We start from the raw sequence: 20720 nt of genomic DNA on the forward strand, positions 1-20720 counted from the left end.
GAACCGCGATCGCAACGTCGATCCTGCGGGTGTAGAACACGAACACAGAAGCTGCGACCACCCTTAGTCAACCACGTTCTGGGCCGGTGCGACAGTCGAAACCCGATCATGGGCAAAACTCGAGACCGGCGCCGGGCGGGACAGGAGGTTGTCAGTGGAGGAGACGGGGCCGAATTTCGGCCGCGAACTGCTCGCATGCGCGGTGGCGGGCACGGCGCCCGACGAACGCCCGGTTCGGCATATCGCAGACGTACCACCCCGGCGGGGACGGACCCGGCCGTGGCCGTCGTGGGCCGATCCGGACGTGGTGAGGGTGTTCGGCGACCGCGGCATCACCGAGCCGTGGGAACACCAGGCCGTCGCCGCCGACCTGGCCCACAGCGGCCGGCACGTGGTGCTGAGCACCGGCACCGCCTCCGGCAAGTCGCTGGCCTACCAGTTGCCGATCCTGTCGGCGCTGGCGGCCGATCCGCGGGCCCGGGTGTTGTACCTGTCGCCGACCAAGGCGCTCGGGCACGATCAGCTGCGCGCCGCGCAGGAGCTGACCGGCGCGGTGGAGCGGCTGGCCACCGTCGCGCCCACCGCCTACGACGGTGACAGCCCCACCGAGGTGCGCCGGTTCGCCCGGGAACGCTCCCGCTGGATCTTCTCCAACCCGGACATGGTGCATCTGGCGATGCTGCGCAACCACGGCCGGTGGGCGGTGTTCCTGCGTCATCTGCGCTACGTCGTCGTCGACGAATGCCACTACTACCGGGGCATTTTCGGCTCCAACGTGGCGATGGTGCTGCGCCGGCTGCTGCGGTTGTGTCAGCGCTACTCGGCCGGCGGGTCGCCGACGGTGTTCTTCGCCAGCGCCACCACCGCCGCGCCGGCGGACACCGCCTCGGAGCTGATCGGCCAATCGGTGACGGAGGTGACCGACGACGCCTCCCCGCACGGAGCACGCACGATCGCGCTGTGGGAGCCGCCGCTGCTGCCGGACCTGGTGGGCGAGAACGGCGCCCCGGTGCGGCGGCCCGCGGGCGCCGAGGCGGCCCGGGTGATGGCGGATCTGGTCGCCGAGGGCGCCCGCACCCTGACGTTCGTGCGGTCCCGGCGCGGCGCGGAGTTGACCGCGCTGGGCGCCAGGAGCCGGCTCGAGGAGATCGCGCCGGAGTTGGCCCAGCGGGTGGCGTCGTACCGGGCGGGCTATCTGGCCGAGGACCGCCGCGCGCTGGAGCAGGCGCTGGCCAACGGCGAGCTCCGGGCGCTGGCGACCACCAACGCGCTCGAGTTGGGGATCGACATCGCCGGGCTGGACGCGGTGGTGCTGGCCGGCTTCCCGGGCACCGTGACGTCGTTCTGGCAGCAGGCCGGCCGGTCCGGGCGGCGCGGGCAGAGCGCGCTGATCGTGTTGATCGCCCGCGACGACCCGCTCGACACCTACCTGGTGCACCACCCCTCGGCGCTGCTGGACCGGCCGATCGAGCGGGTGGTCATCGACCCCACCAACCCGCACGTGCTGGGTCCGCAATTGCTGTGTGCGGCCGCCGAACTGCCGTTGACGATCGAGGAGGTCCGGCGGTGGGACGCCGAGGAGGTGGCCGAGTCCCTGGTCGATGACGGGCTGCTGCGCCGCCGGGCCAGCGGCTACTTCCCCAGCCCCGGGGTGGATCCGCATCCGGCGGTGGACATCCGCGCCGCGGCGGGCGGGCAGATCGCGATCGTGGAGACCGGCACCGGCCGGTTGCTGGGCAGCGCCGGGGTGGGCCAGGCGCCGGCATCGGTGCATCCCGGCGCGGTGTATCTGCATCAGGGTGAGAGCTATCTGGTCGACTCGCTGAACTTCGAGGAGGGCGTGGCGTTCGTGCACGCCGAGGATCCCGGATACACCACCTCGGCGCGGGAGATCACCGACATCTCCGTCACCGGTGTGGGCGAACGGAAGACGTTCGGGCCGGTGACGATCGGGCTGGTGCCGGTGTCGGTGACCAACACCGTGACCGGATACTTGCGTCGGGAAATGTCTGGTGAGGTGATCGATTTCGTCGAACTCGACATGCCGTCACGCACCCTGGACACCATGGCGGTGATGTGCACGATCACCCCGGAAGCGCTGGCCGACAACGATATCGACCCGGTCCGGATACCGGGGTCGCTACACGCTGCCGAACACGCCGCGATCGGTCTACTGCCGTTGGTGGCGAGCTGCGACCGCGGCGACATCGGCGGGGTGTCGACGGCGGTGGGCCCGGATTCGGGGCTGCCCACGATCTTCGTCTACGACGGCTATCCGGGCGGAGCCGGTTTCGCCGACCGCGGGTTCGACCAGTTCGAGACCTGGTGGGGAGCCACCGCCGACGCGATCGAGTCGTGCGAATGCCCCGCCGGCTGCCCGTCGTGCGTGCAATCACCGAAGTGCGGCAACGGTAATGACCCGCTGGACAAGGCCGGAGCGGTGCGGGTGCTGAGATTGGTACTGGACGAATTGGAAAAGGGAAATACATGATCCGGCCGAAGTCGACCGACCCCTCGACGGTCGTCCCCTGCGGACCATGTGGCCCCACCGCGACAGTGAGCGCACTGACTGGAATGCGGTGGCACCGACGATCGGCCGCCCGGCCGGATCGGTGCCGTCGTTCCAGTTCAGTCCCCTTTTCAGGGTGCGATGAAATTACCCACTCGTCGCCGTCCGCGCAACTGGAATCGCGAGGTTTGTCACAGCGGATTCCGGCCGGCCCGCCGGTAGCATCGCGGCATGGGCCACGACTGGCTGCTCGTGGAGACGCTCGGGGCCGAACCCGCCGTGGCGGCGACCGGTCGAGAACCGGTGAATCTGGTGCCGATCAGCGGTTTTCTGCGCCGGAACCCGCATGTGATGGCGGTGCTGGCGGCGATCGGCGAGAGCGTGCGGTCGGGTCAGGGGCTGAGCACGATCACGCCGATGACCGACCGGGTGATCCGCACCGAGGTCGTCACCATGACCGACGGCCGGGTGCACGGCGTGCACGTGTGGATCGGCCCGCCCGACGACGAGCCGCCGGAGCGGCCGATTCCCGGTGCGCTGACCTGGAATCTGACCACCGGGATCGCCACCCACACCCCGGAATCGTTGGCCAACGCCGGGCACGACCCGCACACCGATCCCCCCGTCGGCCGGATCTTCCTCGAACAGTTGCCGCCGCGCGGTCTGACCACCGGGGAAGCCCGGTTGCTGGCGATGGTGGTCAACCCGCAACCGGGCAAGACGGTGGTGACCACCTGGGCGGGCACCGATCAGACGGGTCAGCCCATCGCCGAGGGGTTCGTCGCCCGGTCGGTGCTGCACACCGCCGAGGACGGCCGGGACGAGGTGATCTGCCGTGCGATGAACTGGCGGGCCGATCCCGGGGTGCCGGCAGTCGACGATGAGGTGGCCGCCCCGCAGGTGGCCGACAACATGGCCGGGCCGGGGTGCCACCGGCTGCTGATCGACATCGACAACTGGCGGGTGCTCAAGTGGCTCGACGCGCCACCGGCGTTTCTGGACCTCAACGCCCGCGGCCGCGGGGATCAAACCGTGCACCCCGACGATGCCCGTGAGATGGCGCGCATGACAATGGAATTCGTCGACGGCTACACCTCGGGCGTGTTACGGCTGCGCAGCGTCGACGGCGGCTGGTCTCCGGTGCGGTTGACGGTGCACCGGGTCGAACTCGACGAGGACACCTACGCCGGGATCGTGTCCCTGCGCCCGGCGTGACGGGCGTCAGCCGGCCCGGCCCGGTCCCGCACGTGCCACCGCCCGTGCCGCTTGACCACCCGCCAACCGCACCGCGGTATCCACCTCCACGGTGACGATCACGTCGAGGCCCTCCACCGAGCAGGCACCGACGCGCGCGCCCATCTCCCCCGCCAGGGTCGCGGCGCGCCGGCAGGCCACGCCCGCACCGGCTCCGACCTGCGCGGCCGCGGCCAGCGCGGCCAGGTCCGCAGCGGCCTGCGCCCGGTGCCGGGCCACCACCGCCGACCCGAATCCCAGCGCACCGACGGTCACCGCGACGAGCACACCCACCGCCGCGACGGCCGGCAGACTGGCCGAGCCGCGCTCCTCACCCACCGGGCTCGGCCGCCGAGACCGCCTCGGCCGCGATCGTGACACGGGGCAGCAACGCCGACCGGGTGCTGATCCGCGCCCGCACCCACTGCCCGTCGCGGCGCAGCTCCACCCCCGCCCCGTCGGGTGCGACGGTCCGCGCCGCCCGCATCGCGGCGGCGTCGTCACCGCGAGCCGCCAACCGCGCCGCCTCACGGGCCGCGTCGATGCACCGCACCTGCATCGACACCGCGGACAGCCCGGCGACGCACAGCACCAGCACGGCCACCACCGCCGCCAGCGCGAACGCGGCTTCCACGGTGACCGCGCCACGATCACTCACACGCTGGTGTTCAACGCCCGACTGATGATGTTGGTCAGCGCGCTGACGATCGAATCCCCGGTCACCACGGCGTACAGAATGGCACCGAACGCCGCCGCGGCGATCGTCCCGACCGCGTACTCGACGGTCGACATCCCGGCCTCGTCGACCATCAACATCGTCGTCCTCGCTTGAAGGATGCGGATCAGTTTCGGCATCGGTCTCCCCCTTCTCTTTCGGTTTCCGCAGGCGATGTCGCGGACGGTCCGCGACGGATGTCGGTGCCCCGGAGTTCACAGCAGCCCGGACTGCAGCACATCTCCGGTCAGGCCGGCGACAACCGGGACGATGCCCAGGCAGAAGAACGCCGGGAGGTAGCACAGCCCGAGCGGTCCGGCGATCAGCACCCCGGCCCGCTCCGCCGCCGCCGCGGCGCTGTGCTCTGCCTGCTGACGGATCGTGGCCGCCAGTTCGGCGACACCGTCGGCCAACGCGGCGCCGGAGGTCGCCGACCGGCGCGCCAACCGCATCAGCGCATCGGTACTGCTGTCGGCCGCCGGCCCGGTTCCGGACCACGCGGTGGCGGGATCGGCGCCGAGCGCGAGCAGACCGGCGGCGCGGTTCAGCAGCCGAGCCAGCGTCGGCGGCGCCGCGGGCGCGGTCGCCACCGCCGCGGTGGCGACCGCCATCCCCGATCGCAGACAGGCCACAAAGACATCGAAAGCCGTTGCAGCGGCGAGCGGGTCGGCATCCCCACGGCTGCGCTCCCGGGGTCCACGGCGCGACCCGTCCGGCCGTCCGCCACGCTCGAGGATGCGGCGACGGTCGGTTCCGATCAGCACCGCGGCAGCCAGTAGTACTGCAGCCCAGCTCATTTCACGACTCCCTCGATGATGCGATCCGACCACAGCTGTCCGCAGCACAGCAGCGCGGCACCGGTCACCAACAGCCACGCTCCGATACCGTCGGTGCACAGGAAGCGCACCGGCTCGGCCCCGATCGCCTGTCCGAGACCGATTCCGAGAACCGGGAGTGCGGCGAGCAGGGTCGCGGTGGTCCGGGCACCGGCCAGATCGGCGTGCACCTTGGCCGAGAAGCGCTCCCGCTCGCGGATGTCGTGCTGCGCCGTCCGCATCAGCGTGGCCATCGCCAGGCCGTACCGCTCAGCCAGCCGCCAGCACACCGCGAGCCGCTCCCAGTTACCGGGTGATGCTGAACGCGCCGCCACACTGCGCAATCCGGAGGACACCTCACCGCCCAACCGGGCCCGGGCGGCGACCTCCCGCAGTGCCAGACCGGTCGTCCCGGACACCTCTCGGGCGGCCACCTCGACGGCGGACACCGGGTGGGCGCCCACGCGCAGCTCGCCGATCAGCGCGTCCAGCGCCTCCTGCAGCGCCGCCGCCTCCATCGCGCGGCGGCGCATCGCCGTCCGGCGTCGCCGCCGCAGCGCCCAGCATCCCGCCACCAGACCCGCGGCGAGCGTGGCGGGCATCGGCAGCAGTGCCAGTCCCGCGACGATGCCCGCCGCCCCGACCAGCGCGCCGGGCAGCCACCACCGCACCGGCGGACCGCTCCCGGTGACCGGCCGTAGCCGGCGTACCGGTGCGCCGGGGGCGACGAGCACCGCCAGCGCCAGGCTCAGCGCGGCGGCGGTCATCTCGGGCCCCGCCCGGCCAGCATCTCGGTGAGCGCTGGGGCGCCCGCACCCGCACCGCTGTCGGCGTTCCATGCCGTGACGGTGCGCACCGAACCGTTGTCGTCGCGTTGCAGCACCGCAATCTCCCCGAGCCGACGGTGGCCGCCGCGGTCGCGGTGCACATGCAGCACGACCTGAAATGGTTATCTGTAAGGAGAGCGGCAGTTTGCTGAATATGGGCTGGTCAAGATGAGTTATACATGTGGTGATCGAACTGCTTGATGGCCCGCCAGGTGCACATGTGTAGGTCGCGGCTGGGCGCGGAGGGTTCTGGATTCCGTGGCGGCGCCGATCATGTCGGCGACGGCTGGGCATGCTAGCGGCGCTTCCGAGTGTCGTGATCACTGCGCGACCGCGAGTGGAGATGCAGATCTCGTAGATGCCGCAGTCGGTACCGGAATCGCCTAATCGACCATTTCTAACTGCTTCGCCAAAGCGGACATTCTGGCGTTTCTGCTTGCAGTGCCCCCAAGATGTCGCCTGCCAACGAGATGTCCTCCGATCGCGTCCGCGCGCGGTTCCCCGAAAACTAGTACTACTGGTAGCGCACCGCTACTAGTAGTAGCGTGATTGGTGTAGATAGCTGGCACTCAAGGGGGAGCACGGGCCATGTCGGCAGAAGATCCGCCGGTCGACGCCATCGCCGGGGCGCCATTGACTGGTGCCGGTGAGATGTTTGGCGATACCCGCATCACTGGTGGGCTGGATGGCTCAACTTCTATGTGGCGCCGTCATGAACCCGACAGCCTTCGCTGACTTGCGGTCTGCCGCCACGCCGATGCGGGGGCGTCGCGCCCTGATCCTGGATGCAGTTGTGGCGATTGGGTCGCGGGGCGGCTATGACGCGGTTCAGATGAGGGAGGTCGCCGAGCGGGCTGACATCGCCATCGGAACGCTCTACCGCTACTTCCCATCCAAGGTGCATCTGTTGGTATCGGCGCTGGGACGTGAGTTCGAACGCTTCGACACCAGCTACGACTGGGCGGCGAGCGGCGCTACGGCGCAGCAGCGGCTGCGCCGGTTGATCGACCGCGTCAACGAGGAATGGCAGCGCAATCCCGGGTTGACGGAAGCGATGACGCGAGCGTTCGTGTTCGCTGACGCCAGTGCGGCCGCGGAGGTTGATCATGCCGCCAACGTCTTCGAAGGCATGCTGGCACGCGCCATGAGCGGCGGTGAGCCCACCGAGGAGCAGCATGCTATCGCGACAGTTATCTGCGATGTTTGGCTGTCAAATCTGACCGCCTGGCTGAGCCGGCGGGTGTCGACGGCCGAGGTCGGTCGGCGACTGGACCACGCGATGCGCCTGCTGATCGGTGACGATGAGCACTCGAAAATCTGAATCGAAAGGCCGGGATAATGAAACTTGCAGTAGCGTAGCGCTACCAGGAGTAGTCTTTGGAGTGAGGACCTGACGTCGCGTCGAAGGGACGATGATGTTGAGCCAGTGGATCGAGGGGTGCGCCGTGCAGCGCGTCGCGGTCAAGGATGGCCTCGCCCTTGACCTCGACGAGTACAACGAGCTGGTCATTTGGGGGCCGCTGCGCTTGACTGTGCCTCCGGTGGGTGACTGCCCGCTCGAGGAGGTCGTCATCGATCCGAACGATGTGCCGGTGGCGATGCGTCCGCTGTTGGATTTTTCGGGATCGACGTGCACTCGGGCGCTCTACGACGAGGATGGTCACCTGCATCTGGAGTTTTCCAGTGGTCACCGGATCGACGTCGCGGGTGACGAGCATCGGACGGCGTGGGAGTTGTATGGCAAGTACCACGGTTATATGGCCTGCCTGCCCCGGGGCAGGGTGCGCGTCGTGCGCCACGATATACCCGACGAGTACGACAGCACCGCGGCGGTGGCGAGATAGCGCCACGCTGCAGAGCAGGACTGTTAGGTAGGAGCGTGTCCGCCGATGGCCGCAGTTGACCCCGCCGAACCGTCGGCACGCGGGTCAGATGACGCGGTCGACGATGACGACGTCGACGTCGACCCGCGCAAACTTCGTTCACGCGCCCGGCTGCTGGATGCCGCCACGTCGCTGTTGACCAGCGGCGGGGTGGAGGCGGTCACTGTGGACGCGGTGACGCGGTTGTCGAAAGTGGCGCGTACCACGCTGTATCGGCACTTCGAGAGCACCACGCATCTGCTGGCGGAGGCGTTTGAGCGGCTGCTTCCCCAGGTGACCTCGCCGCCGGCCACGGGGGATCTACGTGACCAGCTGATCGAGCTGGTGCATCGGCAGGCTGCCCTGATCGATGAGGCGCCGCTGCATCTGACCGCGTTGGCCTGGTTGGCGCTGGGGCCCGATCCCAACAGCGACGCGCGCCAGCCCCTGGCCGGTCTGAGCGCTCGCGTCATCGAGCAGTACCGGCAACCCTTCGACGAGCTGTTGGCCGGCGCGGCGGCTCGTGATGAACTCGACGACTTCGACACCACGCTGGCCATCATCCAACTACTCGGACCCATCGTGTTCGCCAAACTCACCGGGATGAAAACACTGACACCAGCGGACCGTGTCCGCATCGTCGACGATTTCCTGGTGGCCCACCGACCACCGACGCCAGAAACCGCCTGACGATGACGGCGCTGCCACCACTACAGGGGCATCGCGTCGGCAACCTCGGGTGCATGCCGTTCCCCACAAAGGGGTACTCATAGTAGCGTTGCGATACCGATAGTCTCTTTTCCATAGTCTCTCTTCCAGGGAGAGGCGCTTCCCTTTCGGGAGTAGATGCGATGACAGACGGCCGACCAGGTTCGACGGCCACGGCGAACGCGCGCCACACGGCACGAACCGGGCAGACCCGGCCGCCGGCCGCCGGGAGGGAATACAGCGGGCGGCTGGCCGCCCTGGGCGGATTCACCGTGCGGCATAAAGTGCTGGTGATCGGGACATGGCTCGCGGTCGCGGTCGTGTTGGCCCTGCTGTTTCCGCAGTTGGAGACGGTGGTGCGGCAGCAATCGGTGGATCTGATCCCCCGCGACGTGCCGTCGTTTCAAACGCTGGACCGGATGAGCGCCGCGTTCGGCGAGCAGGGATCCAAGACCACAGTCTTCGTCGCGATGGAAGACCCCGCCGGGTTGACTCCGGCAGCGCGTGACCGCTACGAGGCGATGGTGTCGCGGCTGCGCGCCGACACCGACCATGTGCTGCTGGTCCAAGACCTGCTAGCCGACCCGGTCACCGCCACCCAAGCGGTCAGCCAGGACGGCAAGGCCTGGTATCTGCCGGTCGGCGTGGCCGGCACCTTAGGTGACCCCACCGCGGCCGAATCCGTGCAAGCGGTGCGCGCCCTCGCCGCCGAGGCCTTCGCCGATTCGAGCACCACGGTGCGGGTGACCGGTCCACCGGCCACTTTCAGCGACCAAATCGGTTCGGCCGAACACGATCTGGTGCTCATCTCGATCGCCACCGCCGGGCTGATCGCGCTGATTCTGCTGATCGTGTACCGGTCGGTGTTCACCGCCCTGCTCCCACTGCTGGTCATCGGTGTGAGCCTGGCCGTCGGGCGCGGTGTGCTCTCCGCGCTCGGGGAGATGGGCATGCCGGTGTCTCAGTTCACCGTGGCGTTCATGACCGCGATCCTGCTCGGCGCGGGCACCGACTACACCGTGTTTCTGATCAGCCGCTACCACGAGCAGCGCCGCGCCCAGGTAGCGCCCGAGCAGGCCGCGATCTACGCGACCGCCAGCATCGGACGGGTCATCTTAGCCTCGGCGGCCACCGTGGCGTTCGCGTTCCTGGCGATGGTGTTCGCGCGGCTCAGCGTGTTCGCCGCTTTAGGCCCCGCGTGCGCGATCGCTGTCCTGTTCGGATTCCTGGCCACCGTCACGCTGCTGCCGCCGGTGCTGGCACTGGCCGCCAAACGCGGCATCGGCGACCCCAAACCCGACCGCACCCGCCGCTACTGGAACAGCGTGGCCGTCGCCGTGGTCCGCCGGCCAGTCACACTGTTGACCATCAGCCTGGCCGTCCTGCTGGCCCTGTCGGCGGTCGCGGTGACCATCAACATCAGCTACGACGACCGCAAAGGCCAACCCGCCGACACCGCCAGCAACCAGGGCTACCAGCTGCTGGACCGCCACTTCCGCAAAGACGTCGTCTTCACCGAATTCCTGGTGGTCGAAAACCCCACCGACATGCGCACCGGCAAAGGGCTGGCCGATCTCGACGAGATGGCCTCACGCGTGGCCCAGATCCCCGGCGTCACCAAGGTCTCAGGGGTCACCCGCCCCACCGGCGAGCGACTCGACCAAGCCAAATTAGCCTGGCAGAACCAACAAATCGGGGACAAGATGGCCGACGCCGTCGCCGACGGCAACGCCCGCAAAGCCGACCTGGCCAAACTCACCAACGGCGCCGACCAACTGGCCGCCGGGTTGGCCCAACTCGACACCACCCTGCGCACCGCCCTGGCCCCGCTGAGCGGAATCTTGAGCCAAGCCCAATCCGCCGGCACACAAATGCAGCAGTTCCGGCCGCTGCTGCAGCAACTTTCGGCCACCGCACCCGCGGTCGACCAGGCCATCCAAGCCGGGCCGGGCCTGCGGCCATGGGCCGACCAAGCCGCCCACGCCATCGCCATCCTCGATCCGCTCGTCGGTGCCCTCAACACCGCTCCGTGGTGTGCCACCACACCCCAATGCGCCCAGATCCGAGACCAGGTCCAGGTCTTGGTGACCCTGCGCAACAGTGGCTTCTTCAACCAAGTCGCCGACCTCGGCGACCGCTACAATCCCGCCACCGGCGCCACGGTTGCCGAAACCCTCGCCGACATCCGAAACGCCGTCACCGCCATGGACAAAGCATTCGGAGCCCTCGGCGATCCCGCCGACCTGGCCGGCAACATCGGCCGACTCCAAGACGGCATCAGCCAACTGGCCTCCGGTGCCCAAGCCCTGGCCACCGGCGTGCACACCCTCGTCGACAGCAACCTCGAAATGCTCTCAGGCATGAGTCAGATCGCCACCCAACTACAAAACTCCGCCCGCGCCAGCGCCGACTCCGATTCCTCAAGCGGCTTCTACCTACCTCCCAACACCTTCGAGAACCGCCAATTCGCCGACGTCGCCAAGCAATTCCTGTCCCCCGACGGCAAGACCGCCCGCTTCGCCATCGAATCCAGCCACGACCCCTACAGCGTCGACGCGATGAACCTCGCCCACACGATCACTGACGTCGCCGACGCCGCCCGCCCCAACACCTCCCTGGCCCACGCTACGGTGTCAGTGGCCGGATTCCCTGCCGTCAACTCCGACATCGCACGCCTTCTGTGGGCCGACTTCGCCCAACTCGCCATCGCCACCATCGTGATCGTCGGCCTCATCCTCGTGCTGCTGCTGCGTGCCCTGCTGGCCCCGATCTACCTGCTGGGCACCGTCGTGCTCAACTACCTCGCCTCCCTGGGCATCGGCGTCCTAGTCTTCCAATACCTGCTTGGCCACGAAATCGCCTGGCCGGTGCCGCTTCTGGCGTTCATCATCCTCGTCGCGGTCGGCGCCGACTACAACATGCTGCTCGTCTCGCGGCTACGGGAGGAATCCGGCACCAACATCCGCGTCGGCGTGCTGCGCACCGTGGCCAACACCGGCTCGGTCATCACCTCCGCCGGAGTCATCTTCGCCGCCAGCATGTTCGGCCTCATGTTCGGCTCGATCGCCATCATGATCCAAGCCGGATTCATCGTCGGATGCGGCCTACTGCTGGACACCTTCCTCGTCCGCACCCTCACCGTCCCCGCCATCGCCACCCTGCTGCGCGAAGCCAGCTGGTGGCCCCAACCCAACCGTGCGCGGTAAACGCCGTGGAGCCCAAGAGGTGCCCGGCGGGCACTGACCCCACCAGCGGTCCACGGCCCGGCCGACGAGCCTCCTTTTTCTGATTTCACGATTCAGCAGTCAGGTCCACCGTTGATGCCCCTAAGGCCATCTACCGTCGGCAATCGGAGATTCGGGGTCGAATCGCAAGATGGCCTCGGCGGGGTTGGTGCCCAGTGCTCGGGCGATCTCGGTCCAGCCGTGGCCGTTGGCGCGGGCGTCGTGGACCAGTTGGGGCAGGCAACGTTCGGCTTGCTGGATGAGGCTGGCGACCAAGGCGAGGCTGCGCAGATCATCTCCTAGCCAGACGCCGCGGCGATCGGCGAGGGCGGCGACGGCGTCGTCGATGAGGTCGAGCGTGTCTTCGCCGGTGCGCGGATCCTGGGTGGTCACCGTCTCACGTTACGTCGGCGGCGGCGGGGGCAGGAGCACGCCGATGTCGCGGTACCGCAACAAGCGTGTCGATGTCATGGTTCCGTGACATCGACGCCGAGAAGGTGCTCAAGCTCCCACCGGACAAGGTCCAGCGCCGCTTGGACCGGCGGGGCCTCAGGGTCTAATCCCGGCATCAGTCAATGCTTGTCTGTCGTCGGGATCCATGCTCGTAGGACGCACTGCTCGCTCGACCGGTTCCAAGGGATCACGCGGGTCTGGTCGATGACGACGGCTCGACAGAATCAGGCGGCCCGATATGGATTCGCCGTGCGGCAACACGCCCAGCGCTTCACCGGCCACACGAGTCACATGGGACCGGCGATTATCGCGACCGCCCCGTTGTCTTGTTGCGTGGCATGGAGTCGTGGGAGCGCACCCGCTGGACGGTTGCCCATGAGATCGGGCATTTGGTGTTGCACCGCTATGGCGATATCAGCGATGAGGAGGAACGGGAAGCCTCGCGGTTTGCCTCCGAGCTGCTCGCGCCCGCCGAGGCGATCGCCGCCGAGATCCCGGACGCCCCGACACTGAATGACTTGATCGAGGTGAAGTTGAAGTGGCGAATCTCCATTGGGGCGTTGATCATTCATCTTCGCGAATCGAAGCTGATCGACGACGCCCGCGCACTGACGCTGCAGCGTCAGCTCTACACCAGGATCAACACCGACACCGGGCACACTTGGGGCAAAACCGAACCGGGCTGGGACACCTACAAGCCCGAGCGGCCGCGGCTGCTGCGGCGGTGGATGGGGGTCTGCTACGCCGGGGCCGATTCGGCCGAAGCCCTGGCCGCCCACAATCTGATCTATCCCACCGATCTGCTCGCCGACATCTTGGCCGGTCAAGGCGATGCACCCGGCCGGTCTCGCACCGAGCACGCCAGGACCGCTGACGTCGGTGCCGGACAGGGCGACATCGTGGTGCCACTGCACCGGGCTCCCCGGCAGGCCTAGCAGAACGCCACGGGTCGGTCAGCACACGATGGCACGCACGCAGCGGATCGCACTGACCGATCGCCCCGACACCTACACCGTGCTGGGCGCCGATCACCTGCCCGTCGACCCGGCTGAGGAGTACCTGCAGTTCCTGCGCGACGACGCGGCCTCCCCGAACACGGTGAAGGCCTATGCCGCCGGGCTGGCGGCCTGGTGGACCCTGCTGGAGTACACCGGCACCGACTGGCGCGAGGTCAGCACCGCGATGTTCGGTCAGTTCCTGGCCTATCTGCGCAGCGGGGATCTGCCCGGCACCGCCCGCATCGGCGCCCCGCCGACATGGTTGGGCCCGGCCAGCACCCAACTGCGGGCCGCAGCGGTTCTGGCCTGCTACCGCTACCACGCCGACGCCCACGGACTGCCCGTCCCGTATCGGCGGCTGTTCACCAGCCGCGGCAAACGCGGTCGCTCCCGCTACATTCCGATGCTGGCCGGGGTGGGCCCACCTCGAACCAAGGATCGTCCGGTCTACACGGTGCGCCGCGGTAACCTCGCGGCCACCCCGGTACTGCTGCCCAGCCAAGTCGCCGCCATCCTCGACGGGTGCGCCACCCAGAATGGGCATGTCTGGTCCGGACCCGCGTCCGGCCTGCGTGATCGGCTGCTGTTCGCCACGCTGGCCGAGACCGGGATGCGGCTGGGCGAAGCACTGTCGTTGCGCCACCACGACTTTCACCTCGGCACCGGCGCCACCCCCTACATCGAGGTGGGCACCCGCCAGGACCATCCACGCGGAGCCCGCGGCAAGACACTGCACGGGCGACGGATCTACATCGGCGACGACCTGGAAGCCCTGTATTCGTCCTATGTCTGGCATCTGGTCGACCACGGCGCTGACCTTGCGATGCCGAACCTGGATACCCATTTCGTGTTCGTCAACCTCGTCGCCGGTGAACGGTTCGCCCCGATGCGAGCCGAAACCGTCTACGCCAAAGTCGATTCCCTGACCCGACGGTCCAACGGTGTGCTGCCCGAAGACTGGACACCGCACTGGCTGCGTCACACCCATGCCACCGCGCTGCTGCTTTCCGGGGCACCGCCACACGTGGTGATGCGCCGACTCGGGCATGCCGACATCCAAACCACGCTGTCGACCTACGGCTGGGTCACCGAAGACGCCGAAATGCGCACCGTGGCCCAGTGGCGCAACTACGTGGCCGGATGGAAAGGCCTGCACCATGACGACACCCCCTGAGCCACCACGCCCAACCGCGAGCGATGCGGGGCCATTGGTGGCTGGGCTCGGCTCGTGGGAGGCCCAGTGGGCGCAGGTTCCCGCCGCGTGGCGCCGTCCCGTCTACCCGATCTATGCGGCCCCTTACGACGAAGTCTTCCTGCGCAACCAGTTCTATCTGCGCGCCAACCGCGCCACCGCCGCACACGATTTCACCCCGGCGGCCCCATCGCGGTTCGCCGAGGAGATCGCCTGGTGGGTGTGGTTGTGCTGGGATCAGCAGCTGCGCCGGATCGAGCCCTCCTTGCTGGCCTGGCTGGTGCGGACCCTGCCGGGCGCGGTCGCCGAACACAGCGCCCGCACGGGTCACCCACCGGTCAGCATCGCCGATCTGGATCCCACCGAGCTGATCCGCCAGGCCGCCCTGGCGTTCCAGCGACGCAACAACCGGCTACCGTCAGCGGGGTCGCGGCGCAACATCCGCCATCTCATCGAGCATCTGCACCTGGCCGTAGCGGTGCGCTGCACCGACGCCCCGTGGTGGAGCCACGACATCTGGGATCTTCGCGCCGACCCCCGCATCCCGCAACGCCCGCACGAACCTCACCACGACCAAGCGGTGCGGCTGCGCGGCATCGAACCGGTGTGGCTGCGAGAAGGGCTGCGGTTCTGGCTGCGCAGCGCCCTGACTTATGACTTGCTCACCTGGTCTTCAGTCGTCTCGCGCGCACGCAACATCGGCTCGCAGCTGGGCCGCTTCGCGCGCGACCGGGGGTATTTGCACGACCCGCTGATCAGCACCGACCCCGACGAGCTGCGGGAAGCGTTTCTGGGCTACCTCGAGTACCTGCGATCACCGCAGGCCGCAACACAATCCGAGCGGCTGACCCCCTACACCGTGGCCAGCTTGCAAAGCGAAACCCAGTCGTTCTACACGTTCATGCACGACCACGCCGCCGAGGCCGCTGCCGGCACCGGCAATCTCCGCTGGCGCGAGGCCACGCTGACCCACACTGCGTTGTGGTCACCGATCCACGCGCCCCGACGCCAGCGCAGCGAACGCGACCTGACCTGGTATTCCACCGCCGACCTGCAACGCATGCTCACCTACCTCGACGTGTTGGCCGCCGACCGCAAGCAGAAGGTCGTCATGACCCGGCCCGACGGCACACTGACCGTCCTGCCCGGGCTCGGTGACCCCCAGGCCGCCCGCATCTGGCTGCTGCAAGCCCTGACCGGCCGGCGGGCCTCGGAAATCCTGATGCTCGACTACGACCCGCTCGAAGCCATCCCCGGCCGCGACCGCCCCACCGACGCCGCCGAACCTGACAGCGGGGCGTTCGTCGCGCGGCTGCGGTATCAACAAACCAAAGTCGACGGCGTCATACCGACCATCCTGGTCGAGCAGGCCATCGTCGACATCATCACCGAGCAACAGGCCTGGCTGAAATCCAAATACCCTGCGCTGCAACCGAAATACTTGTTCCTCGGCATCAAGAATCAGCACCGCGGGCAACGGCCACGGTCCTACACCACCTACCGGGCGATGCTCGACAAGCTCGACCAATGCCACGACCTCACCGATAGCGCCGGGCGCCCGCTGAGATTCACCCAAACACACCGGCTGCGCCACACCCGGGCCACCGAACTGCTCAACGACGGTGTGCCGTTTCACGTCGTGCAGCGTTACCTCGGCCACAAGAGCCCTGAAATGACCGCCCGGTATGCCGCCACCCTGGCGGCCACCGCTGAGGCGGAATTCCTCAAACACAAGAAGATTGGGGCACACGGCGCCGACATCGACATCACCCCACACGACATCTATGAAATGACCCAACTCGCGAAGCGCACCGACCGTGTGCTGCCCAACGGGGTCTGCTTGCTGCCGCCGCTGAAATCCTGCGACAAGGGCAACGCCTGTCTATCCTGCGGGCACTTCGCTACCGACGCCACCCACCTGGCCGAACTGCGGCAGCAGCTCGCCTCCACTCAAACCCTCATCGCGCAGCGTCAAGACCAATACCGGCAACGCTCCGGTCGCGAACTCGGCGAGGACAACATCTGGATCATCGAACGCCGCCGCGAAATCGCCTCCCTCCAGGCGATCATCGACCGGCTCACCACAGAGGAAGCCGGTTCGGTGGCCGGCGCCGGCGCCGCCAAGCGACTGCCGCTGCTGCAGATCCAAACCCGCGGCGCGCACCAATCCGCACTCGACAAAGCCCGCCGCCGCCGCACCGGAGAACCGTGACCCCACCGCGATCGACCGAAGGCCTGCTGGACAGCACCAAACGGCGCAAGGCTGCGACCCGCGTCAAGGTCCGAAAAGCGCTGCGCGAGATGAAGAAAAAAGGGCGCACCATCAACATCAACGCTGTCGCCAACTACGCCAAGGTCGCGCGCAAGACCATCTACAACCACCCAGACTTGCGCGACGAGATCCGCGCGGCAGCCACTGCGCCGAGGCCACGGCCGACCACCCCACCCGGCGACGAGGCCAACGGCGAGACCAGCATCACCGCCGCACTGCGCGACCAACTCCGCAGCCAGAAAACCCGCTACGAAACCGACATCGCCACACTCAAATCCCAGGTCAAGCAACTGCAACAAGAATTGGCCACCGCACACGGAGAACTGCACCGACTCCGCAATGCCGGCGGCCGTCCACAACGAGGAACGTCATGAAGTTCAAACGGCGAAACGCCGCCGACCTCGCCGACTTGATCTGCGGAAACGTCGGCTCCGACGATCCAGGCTTCGGCGAGAAGCCCAAGTACTTCCCCTACCGGTCAAGCAGCTACATCACCGAGTTCTTCGCCGACCTCGACACCGACTGGGTGCATGGCGGCTCGACTCGACAGTGGTGGGTCGCCGACGTCATCGAATCCATCCTTAACGAACCCCACGACGGGCCACACCAACCTCCGCAGACCTTCTGCCGTCTCATCGACCAACTGATGGACCCGCGCGAGGCGCTCAACGAAGGCGCCGACCGTCCCCGCGCACTGGCGCAACTCAACGACGTGCTCACCCGAGAAGGATTCGAAGCGTTCTACGCCGAAGACCGTCACTGCTATCTACGCCACCTCGGCAGCGACACCGTCACCATGCTGCAAGCCAATCCCCACCGACCACTCACCCCCGCCGAAAACCAAAGGCGCACCGACTTATCCGCATACCTCGACACCTGCAGCGAAGATGCCCTCATCGAACACGTCCTCCTGCCACTCTTCCGGCAACTCGGCTTTCACCGCATCACCGCCGCAGGCCACAAAGACAAGGCACTCGAGTACGGCAAGGACATCTGGATGCGCTACACCCTGCCCACCCAGCACCCCCTCTACTTCGGAATTCAAGTCAAGAAGGGCAAACTCGACGCCTCCGGAGTCACCAAGACCGGCAACGCCAATATCGCCGAAATTCACAACCAGGCACTGATGATGCTGGCCCACGAGATCTTCGACCCTGAACACAACAAACGGGTTCTCGTCGACCACGCCTTCATCGTCGCGGGCGGCGAAATCACCAAAGCGGCACGCAACTGGATCGGTAACGCCCTCGACGCCTCCAAACGGAGCCAAATCATGTTCATCGACCGCAACGACATCTTGAACCTTTATGTCGTGACAAACCTCCCGCTACCCGACGCTGCCGTGGCGCCCTCCGGTCCGTGGACCACAGATACCGACGAACCGCCCTTCTAGGCGAACAGCCAACGCAGCGTCAAGGAGCTACTCGCCACCCCGGCGGCCCTCGGAGACTACTCACCGTCAATGCGCATGCGATACAGCAAGCCGCGACAGGTAACCACGAAGGGAACACCGTTACAGATAAGACTGACACCGACGAGATGCTCGGCATTCCAAATCCACGTGGGTACCTGTCTTACACATCCCAATCGACGTTACAGATAACACCGCCGCGGCGAGTTGGCTGTGTAGCGCCGCGCGGTCCAGACCGCCGAGCGCGGCCAGTGCCTCCAACCGGGCGGGCACGTCGGCCGGACTGTTGGCGTGGACGGTGCCGGCGCCGCCGTCGTGGCCGGTGTTCAGCGCGGCCAGCAGATCGACCACCTCGGCGCCGCGCACCTCCCCGACCACCAGCCGGTCCGGGCGCATCCGCAGCGCCTGGCGCACCAGGTCACGCATGGTCACCTCGCCGACGCCCTCGACATTGGCGGCGCGGGCGACGAGTTTCACCAGATGTGGATGACGCGGCGCCAGTTCCGGTGCGTCCTCGACGCAGACGATCCGCTCGGCGTCCGAGATCGCGCCCAGCAGCGCCGACAACAGGGTCGTCTTTCCGGCGCCGGTACCACCGGAGACGAGGAACGCCAACCGCGCCCGCAGCACACCGGCGAGCAGGTCCGCCGCCGGCGGAGCGATCGTTCCGGCCCGGATCAGCGCTCCCAGATCCTGCGTGGCGGGCCGCAGCACCCGCAGCGACAGCACCGTCCCGGCGGCGGCGATCGGCGGGAGCACCGCATGGAGCCGCACCGTGAACATTCCCTCACCCAGCCCGGTCAGCTGTCCGTCCACCCAGGGCTGGGCCTCGTCCAGCCGCCGGCCGGCCGCCACCGCCAGGCGCTGCGCCAACCGGCGCACCGCCTGCTCGTCGGGGAACCGCACCGCAGTGCGCCGCAACCCGCCGCCGTCGTCGACCCACACCGCGTCCGGGCCGGTCACCAACACATCGGTGACCCCGTCGGCGCGCAGCAGCGGTTCGAGCACCCCGGCGCCGATCAGTTCGGTCTGCAGTTCCCGAAGGGTCGCCAGCACCTCGGTGTCACCGACCACACCGCCGGACTCGGCGCGGATCGCCGCTGCGACGACATCGGGCCGCAGTGACGCCCCCGCGGTCAGCGGCCCGGCGGCCAGACGTGCCCGGACCCGGTCGATCAGTGACGACGTCATGCGGCATCCACCACCGGGTGCTGCTGCACCACCGCCAGCACCCGCCGCGCCGCACCGGCCAGTGGCGAGCGAGCGCGCAACCGCAAACCCCCCAGCTCCAGCGTTTCGGCCAGCCGCGGCTGCGGACGCATCCACGCCACCAGCGGCACCTCGACGATGCGGGCCACGTCCCGCGGGCTCAACCCGCCCGGCGCCGGCCCCCGGACCACCAGCGCCACGTTCGGGTTGACACCGCCCACCCAGCGAGCGGTGACCGCCGCGGCCGCACAGGACCGGACATCGGCGACGGTCACCAGGATCGCCAGATCAGCTGTGTGCAAGGCGGTTTCCACCACCCCACCGGGGTGGCGCGGCACGTCGCAGATCACCGTGACACCCGCCCGGCTGCCGGCGTCGATCACCGCGGACAACGCCTCGGAGGTGATGTCGGCACCACCCCGCCCGGCCGACAGCACGCTGACGTCGCCGCACCGGGGCAGCGCATCACGCAGCGCCGGATAGGCCAGCCGACCGGTCTGCACGGACAGATCCGGCCACCGCAACCCGGGTGCGCACTCTCCGCCCAGCGCAAGGTCCAGCCCGCCGCTGCACGGGTCGACGTCGACCAGCAGCGTCTCCCCGGCGCTCTTCGCGAGCGCGGCCGCGAACAGCGAGGCACCGGCGCCACCGCGCCCGCCGATCACCGCCACCACCGGCCCACGCCGGCGGTGCGCCCGTGCCGATTCGGCGGCGTCGGCGAGGACGGTGACGAGGTCGCTGTCCTGCCCGGGCAGGGTGAGCAGCTGCTGGGCGCCCACCGCGATGGCTGCCCGCCAGTCGGCGGGGCAGGGTTCGGTCCGGCCGACGAGCACCACGTGACGCCGACGCGGCAGCGCGCGTTCGGCACAGCGGCCGGCGGCGGCGGCGTCGAGGAGCACCGCCGCCGCGCCGGCCCACGCCTTGCGGCTCGACACGTCCGGGCTGTGCACGATCGGCACACCCGCGGCAGCGGCGGCCCGGTCGGCATCGTCACGCAGCGCCGGCTCGCCGACCACGGCCAGCACCGCGGGGGTTGTGGTCACGAATCCACCCTGTGGCGGCGCGGGAGGCCGCGCCAGGGTCGCCACCGAGATTGGGGATCGAATCGGGATTGTGGACCAACCGCCCACCGCCCGAGGCCGCCACGCGAACGCAGTGAGAACGGCATTCCGCAACGACGAGTAGCTTTGCCGATTTCGACGAAACGGGAAGTGCGGAAAAAGAGACGACCCCCGCCAGGGGGGGAGGAGGCGGAGGTCGTCGTGTATCAGTCCCGGGGGGTCGGACTGATG

Annotated in this window: 20 protein-coding genes; 11 read left to right on the plus strand and 9 right to left on the minus strand. The window is 68.3% G+C overall.

Translation table 11 applies throughout. The features are described from left to right. The first annotated feature begins 154 nt into the window (after positions 1-154). A complete protein-coding gene (locus tag CKW28_RS21095; protein WP_040546641.1) occupies positions 155-2491 on the plus strand; it encodes a DNA 3'-5' helicase SftH in 2337 nt (778 codons plus the stop codon). 249 nt (positions 2492-2740) lie between these two features. Then, positions 2741-3724, plus strand: a complete 984-nt coding sequence (locus tag CKW28_RS21100) for a PAS domain-containing protein (RefSeq protein ID WP_003925185.1) — start codon at positions 2741-2743, stop codon at positions 3722-3724. 6 nt (positions 3725-3730) lie between these two features. Here the strand turns inward: CKW28_RS21100 and CKW28_RS21105 are convergent, their stop codons facing one another. From CKW28_RS21105 to CKW28_RS21130, 6 genes are all read right to left on the minus strand, one after another. Beyond that, positions 3731-4081: an Rv3654c family TadE-like protein gene (locus CKW28_RS21105; protein ID WP_003925186.1), complete on the minus strand. Its 351-nt coding sequence runs from the start codon at positions 4079-4081 to the stop codon at positions 3731-3733. Then, positions 4074-4400: a TadE family type IV pilus minor pilin gene (locus CKW28_RS21110; protein WP_003925187.1), complete on the minus strand. Its 327-nt coding sequence runs from the start codon at positions 4398-4400 to the stop codon at positions 4074-4076. Before CKW28_RS21110 ends, CKW28_RS21105 begins: the two co-directional genes overlap by 8 nt. Further along, positions 4397-4597 (minus strand): DUF4244 domain-containing protein, encoded by a 201-nt coding sequence (locus CKW28_RS21115; protein WP_040546642.1) that lies wholly within the window; start codon positions 4595-4597, stop codon positions 4397-4399. The genes CKW28_RS21110 and CKW28_RS21115 overlap by 4 nt, the downstream gene beginning before the upstream one ends. Positions 4598-4672: 75 nt before the next feature. After that, a complete protein-coding gene (locus CKW28_RS21120) occupies positions 4673-5254 on the minus strand; it encodes a type II secretion system F family protein (protein ID WP_040546643.1) in 582 nt (193 codons plus the stop codon). Then, positions 5251-6039, minus strand: coding sequence for a type II secretion system F family protein (locus tag CKW28_RS21125; protein ID WP_003925190.1), 789 nt, complete (start codon positions 6037-6039; stop codon positions 5251-5253). The genes CKW28_RS21120 and CKW28_RS21125 overlap by 4 nt, the downstream gene beginning before the upstream one ends. After that, the gene (locus CKW28_RS21130; RefSeq protein ID WP_003925191.1) at positions 6036-6209 is read right to left on the minus strand and encodes a hypothetical protein; all 174 of its coding nucleotides are present in this window, start codon (positions 6207-6209) and stop codon (positions 6036-6038) included. The genes CKW28_RS21125 and CKW28_RS21130 overlap by 4 nt, the downstream gene beginning before the upstream one ends. A 602-nt stretch (positions 6210-6811) precedes the next feature. Between CKW28_RS21130 and CKW28_RS21135 the strand changes: the two genes are divergently transcribed. The 4 genes from CKW28_RS21135 to CKW28_RS21150 all read left to right on the plus strand — a co-directional run bounded on the left by CKW28_RS21135 (position 6812) and on the right by CKW28_RS21150 (position 11875). After that, positions 6812-7420: a TetR family transcriptional regulator gene (locus CKW28_RS21135; RefSeq protein ID WP_040546644.1), complete on the plus strand. Its 609-nt coding sequence runs from the start codon at positions 6812-6814 to the stop codon at positions 7418-7420. Between the two features lie 94 nt (positions 7421-7514). Further along, positions 7515-7943 (plus strand): DUF6188 family protein, encoded by a 429-nt coding sequence (locus CKW28_RS21140; protein ID WP_040546811.1) that lies wholly within the window; start codon positions 7515-7517, stop codon positions 7941-7943. A gap of 45 nt (positions 7944-7988) precedes the next feature. Further along, the gene (locus CKW28_RS21145) at positions 7989-8651 is read left to right on the plus strand and encodes a TetR/AcrR family transcriptional regulator (protein ID WP_003925194.1); all 663 of its coding nucleotides are present in this window, start codon (positions 7989-7991) and stop codon (positions 8649-8651) included. 161 nt (positions 8652-8812) lie between these two features. Further along, on the plus strand, positions 8813-11875 hold the full coding sequence (locus CKW28_RS21150; RefSeq protein ID WP_003925195.1) for an MMPL/RND family transporter: 3063 nt from the start codon (positions 8813-8815) through the stop codon (positions 11873-11875). 120 nt (positions 11876-11995) lie between these two features. On the opposite strand, the gene CKW28_RS21155 is transcribed toward CKW28_RS21150, so the two are convergent. Next, on the minus strand, positions 11996-12286 hold the full coding sequence (locus tag CKW28_RS21155; protein ID WP_003925196.1) for a hypothetical protein: 291 nt from the start codon (positions 12284-12286) through the stop codon (positions 11996-11998). 302 nt (positions 12287-12588) lie between these two features. Here CKW28_RS21155 and CKW28_RS21160 point away from each other — a divergent pair, with 302 nt between their 5' ends. Genes CKW28_RS21160 through CKW28_RS21180 form a run of 5 tightly spaced genes read left to right on the plus strand, consistent with a single transcriptional unit; the run spans position 12589 to position 18201 of the window. Then, positions 12589-13281: an ImmA/IrrE family metallo-endopeptidase gene (locus tag CKW28_RS21160; protein ID WP_264015633.1), complete on the plus strand. Its 693-nt coding sequence runs from the start codon at positions 12589-12591 to the stop codon at positions 13279-13281. A gap of 28 nt (positions 13282-13309) precedes the next feature. Further along, positions 13310-14518, plus strand: coding sequence for a tyrosine-type recombinase/integrase (locus CKW28_RS21165; RefSeq protein WP_003925199.1), 1209 nt, complete (start codon positions 13310-13312; stop codon positions 14516-14518). Continuing rightward, complete coding sequence (locus tag CKW28_RS21170; protein WP_234784895.1) at positions 14502-16748, plus strand: tyrosine-type recombinase/integrase; 2247 nt, start codon at positions 14502-14504, stop codon at positions 16746-16748. The genes CKW28_RS21165 and CKW28_RS21170 overlap by 17 nt, the downstream gene beginning before the upstream one ends. After that, positions 16745-17182 carry a DUF6262 family protein gene (locus CKW28_RS21175; protein ID WP_003925201.1) on the plus strand — a complete coding sequence of 146 codons (438 nt, stop codon included), beginning with the start codon at positions 16745-16747 and terminating at the stop codon, positions 17180-17182. Before CKW28_RS21170 ends, CKW28_RS21175 begins: the two co-directional genes overlap by 4 nt. Further along, positions 17179-18201 (plus strand): PDDEXK family nuclease, encoded by a 1023-nt coding sequence (locus CKW28_RS21180; RefSeq protein WP_003925202.1) that lies wholly within the window; start codon positions 17179-17181, stop codon positions 18199-18201. Before CKW28_RS21175 ends, CKW28_RS21180 begins: the two co-directional genes overlap by 4 nt. Positions 18202-18321: 120 nt before the next feature. On the opposite strand, the gene CKW28_RS21185 is transcribed toward CKW28_RS21180, so the two are convergent. Both CKW28_RS21185 and ssd read right to left on the minus strand, forming a co-directional pair. Next, complete coding sequence (locus tag CKW28_RS21185) at positions 18322-19410, minus strand: TadA family conjugal transfer-associated ATPase (protein ID WP_003925203.1); 1089 nt, start codon at positions 19408-19410, stop codon at positions 18322-18324. Then, positions 19407-20471 (minus strand): septum site-determining protein Ssd, encoded by a 1065-nt coding sequence (gene ssd, locus CKW28_RS21190; RefSeq protein WP_040546815.1) that lies wholly within the window; start codon positions 20469-20471, stop codon positions 19407-19409. Before ssd ends, CKW28_RS21185 begins: the two co-directional genes overlap by 4 nt. Positions 20472-20720 lie beyond the last annotated feature (249 nt).

This window comes from Mycolicibacterium thermoresistibile (assembly GCF_900187065.1).
Taxonomy (GTDB): Bacteria; Actinomycetota; Actinomycetes; order Mycobacteriales; family Mycobacteriaceae; genus Mycobacterium; species Mycobacterium thermoresistibile.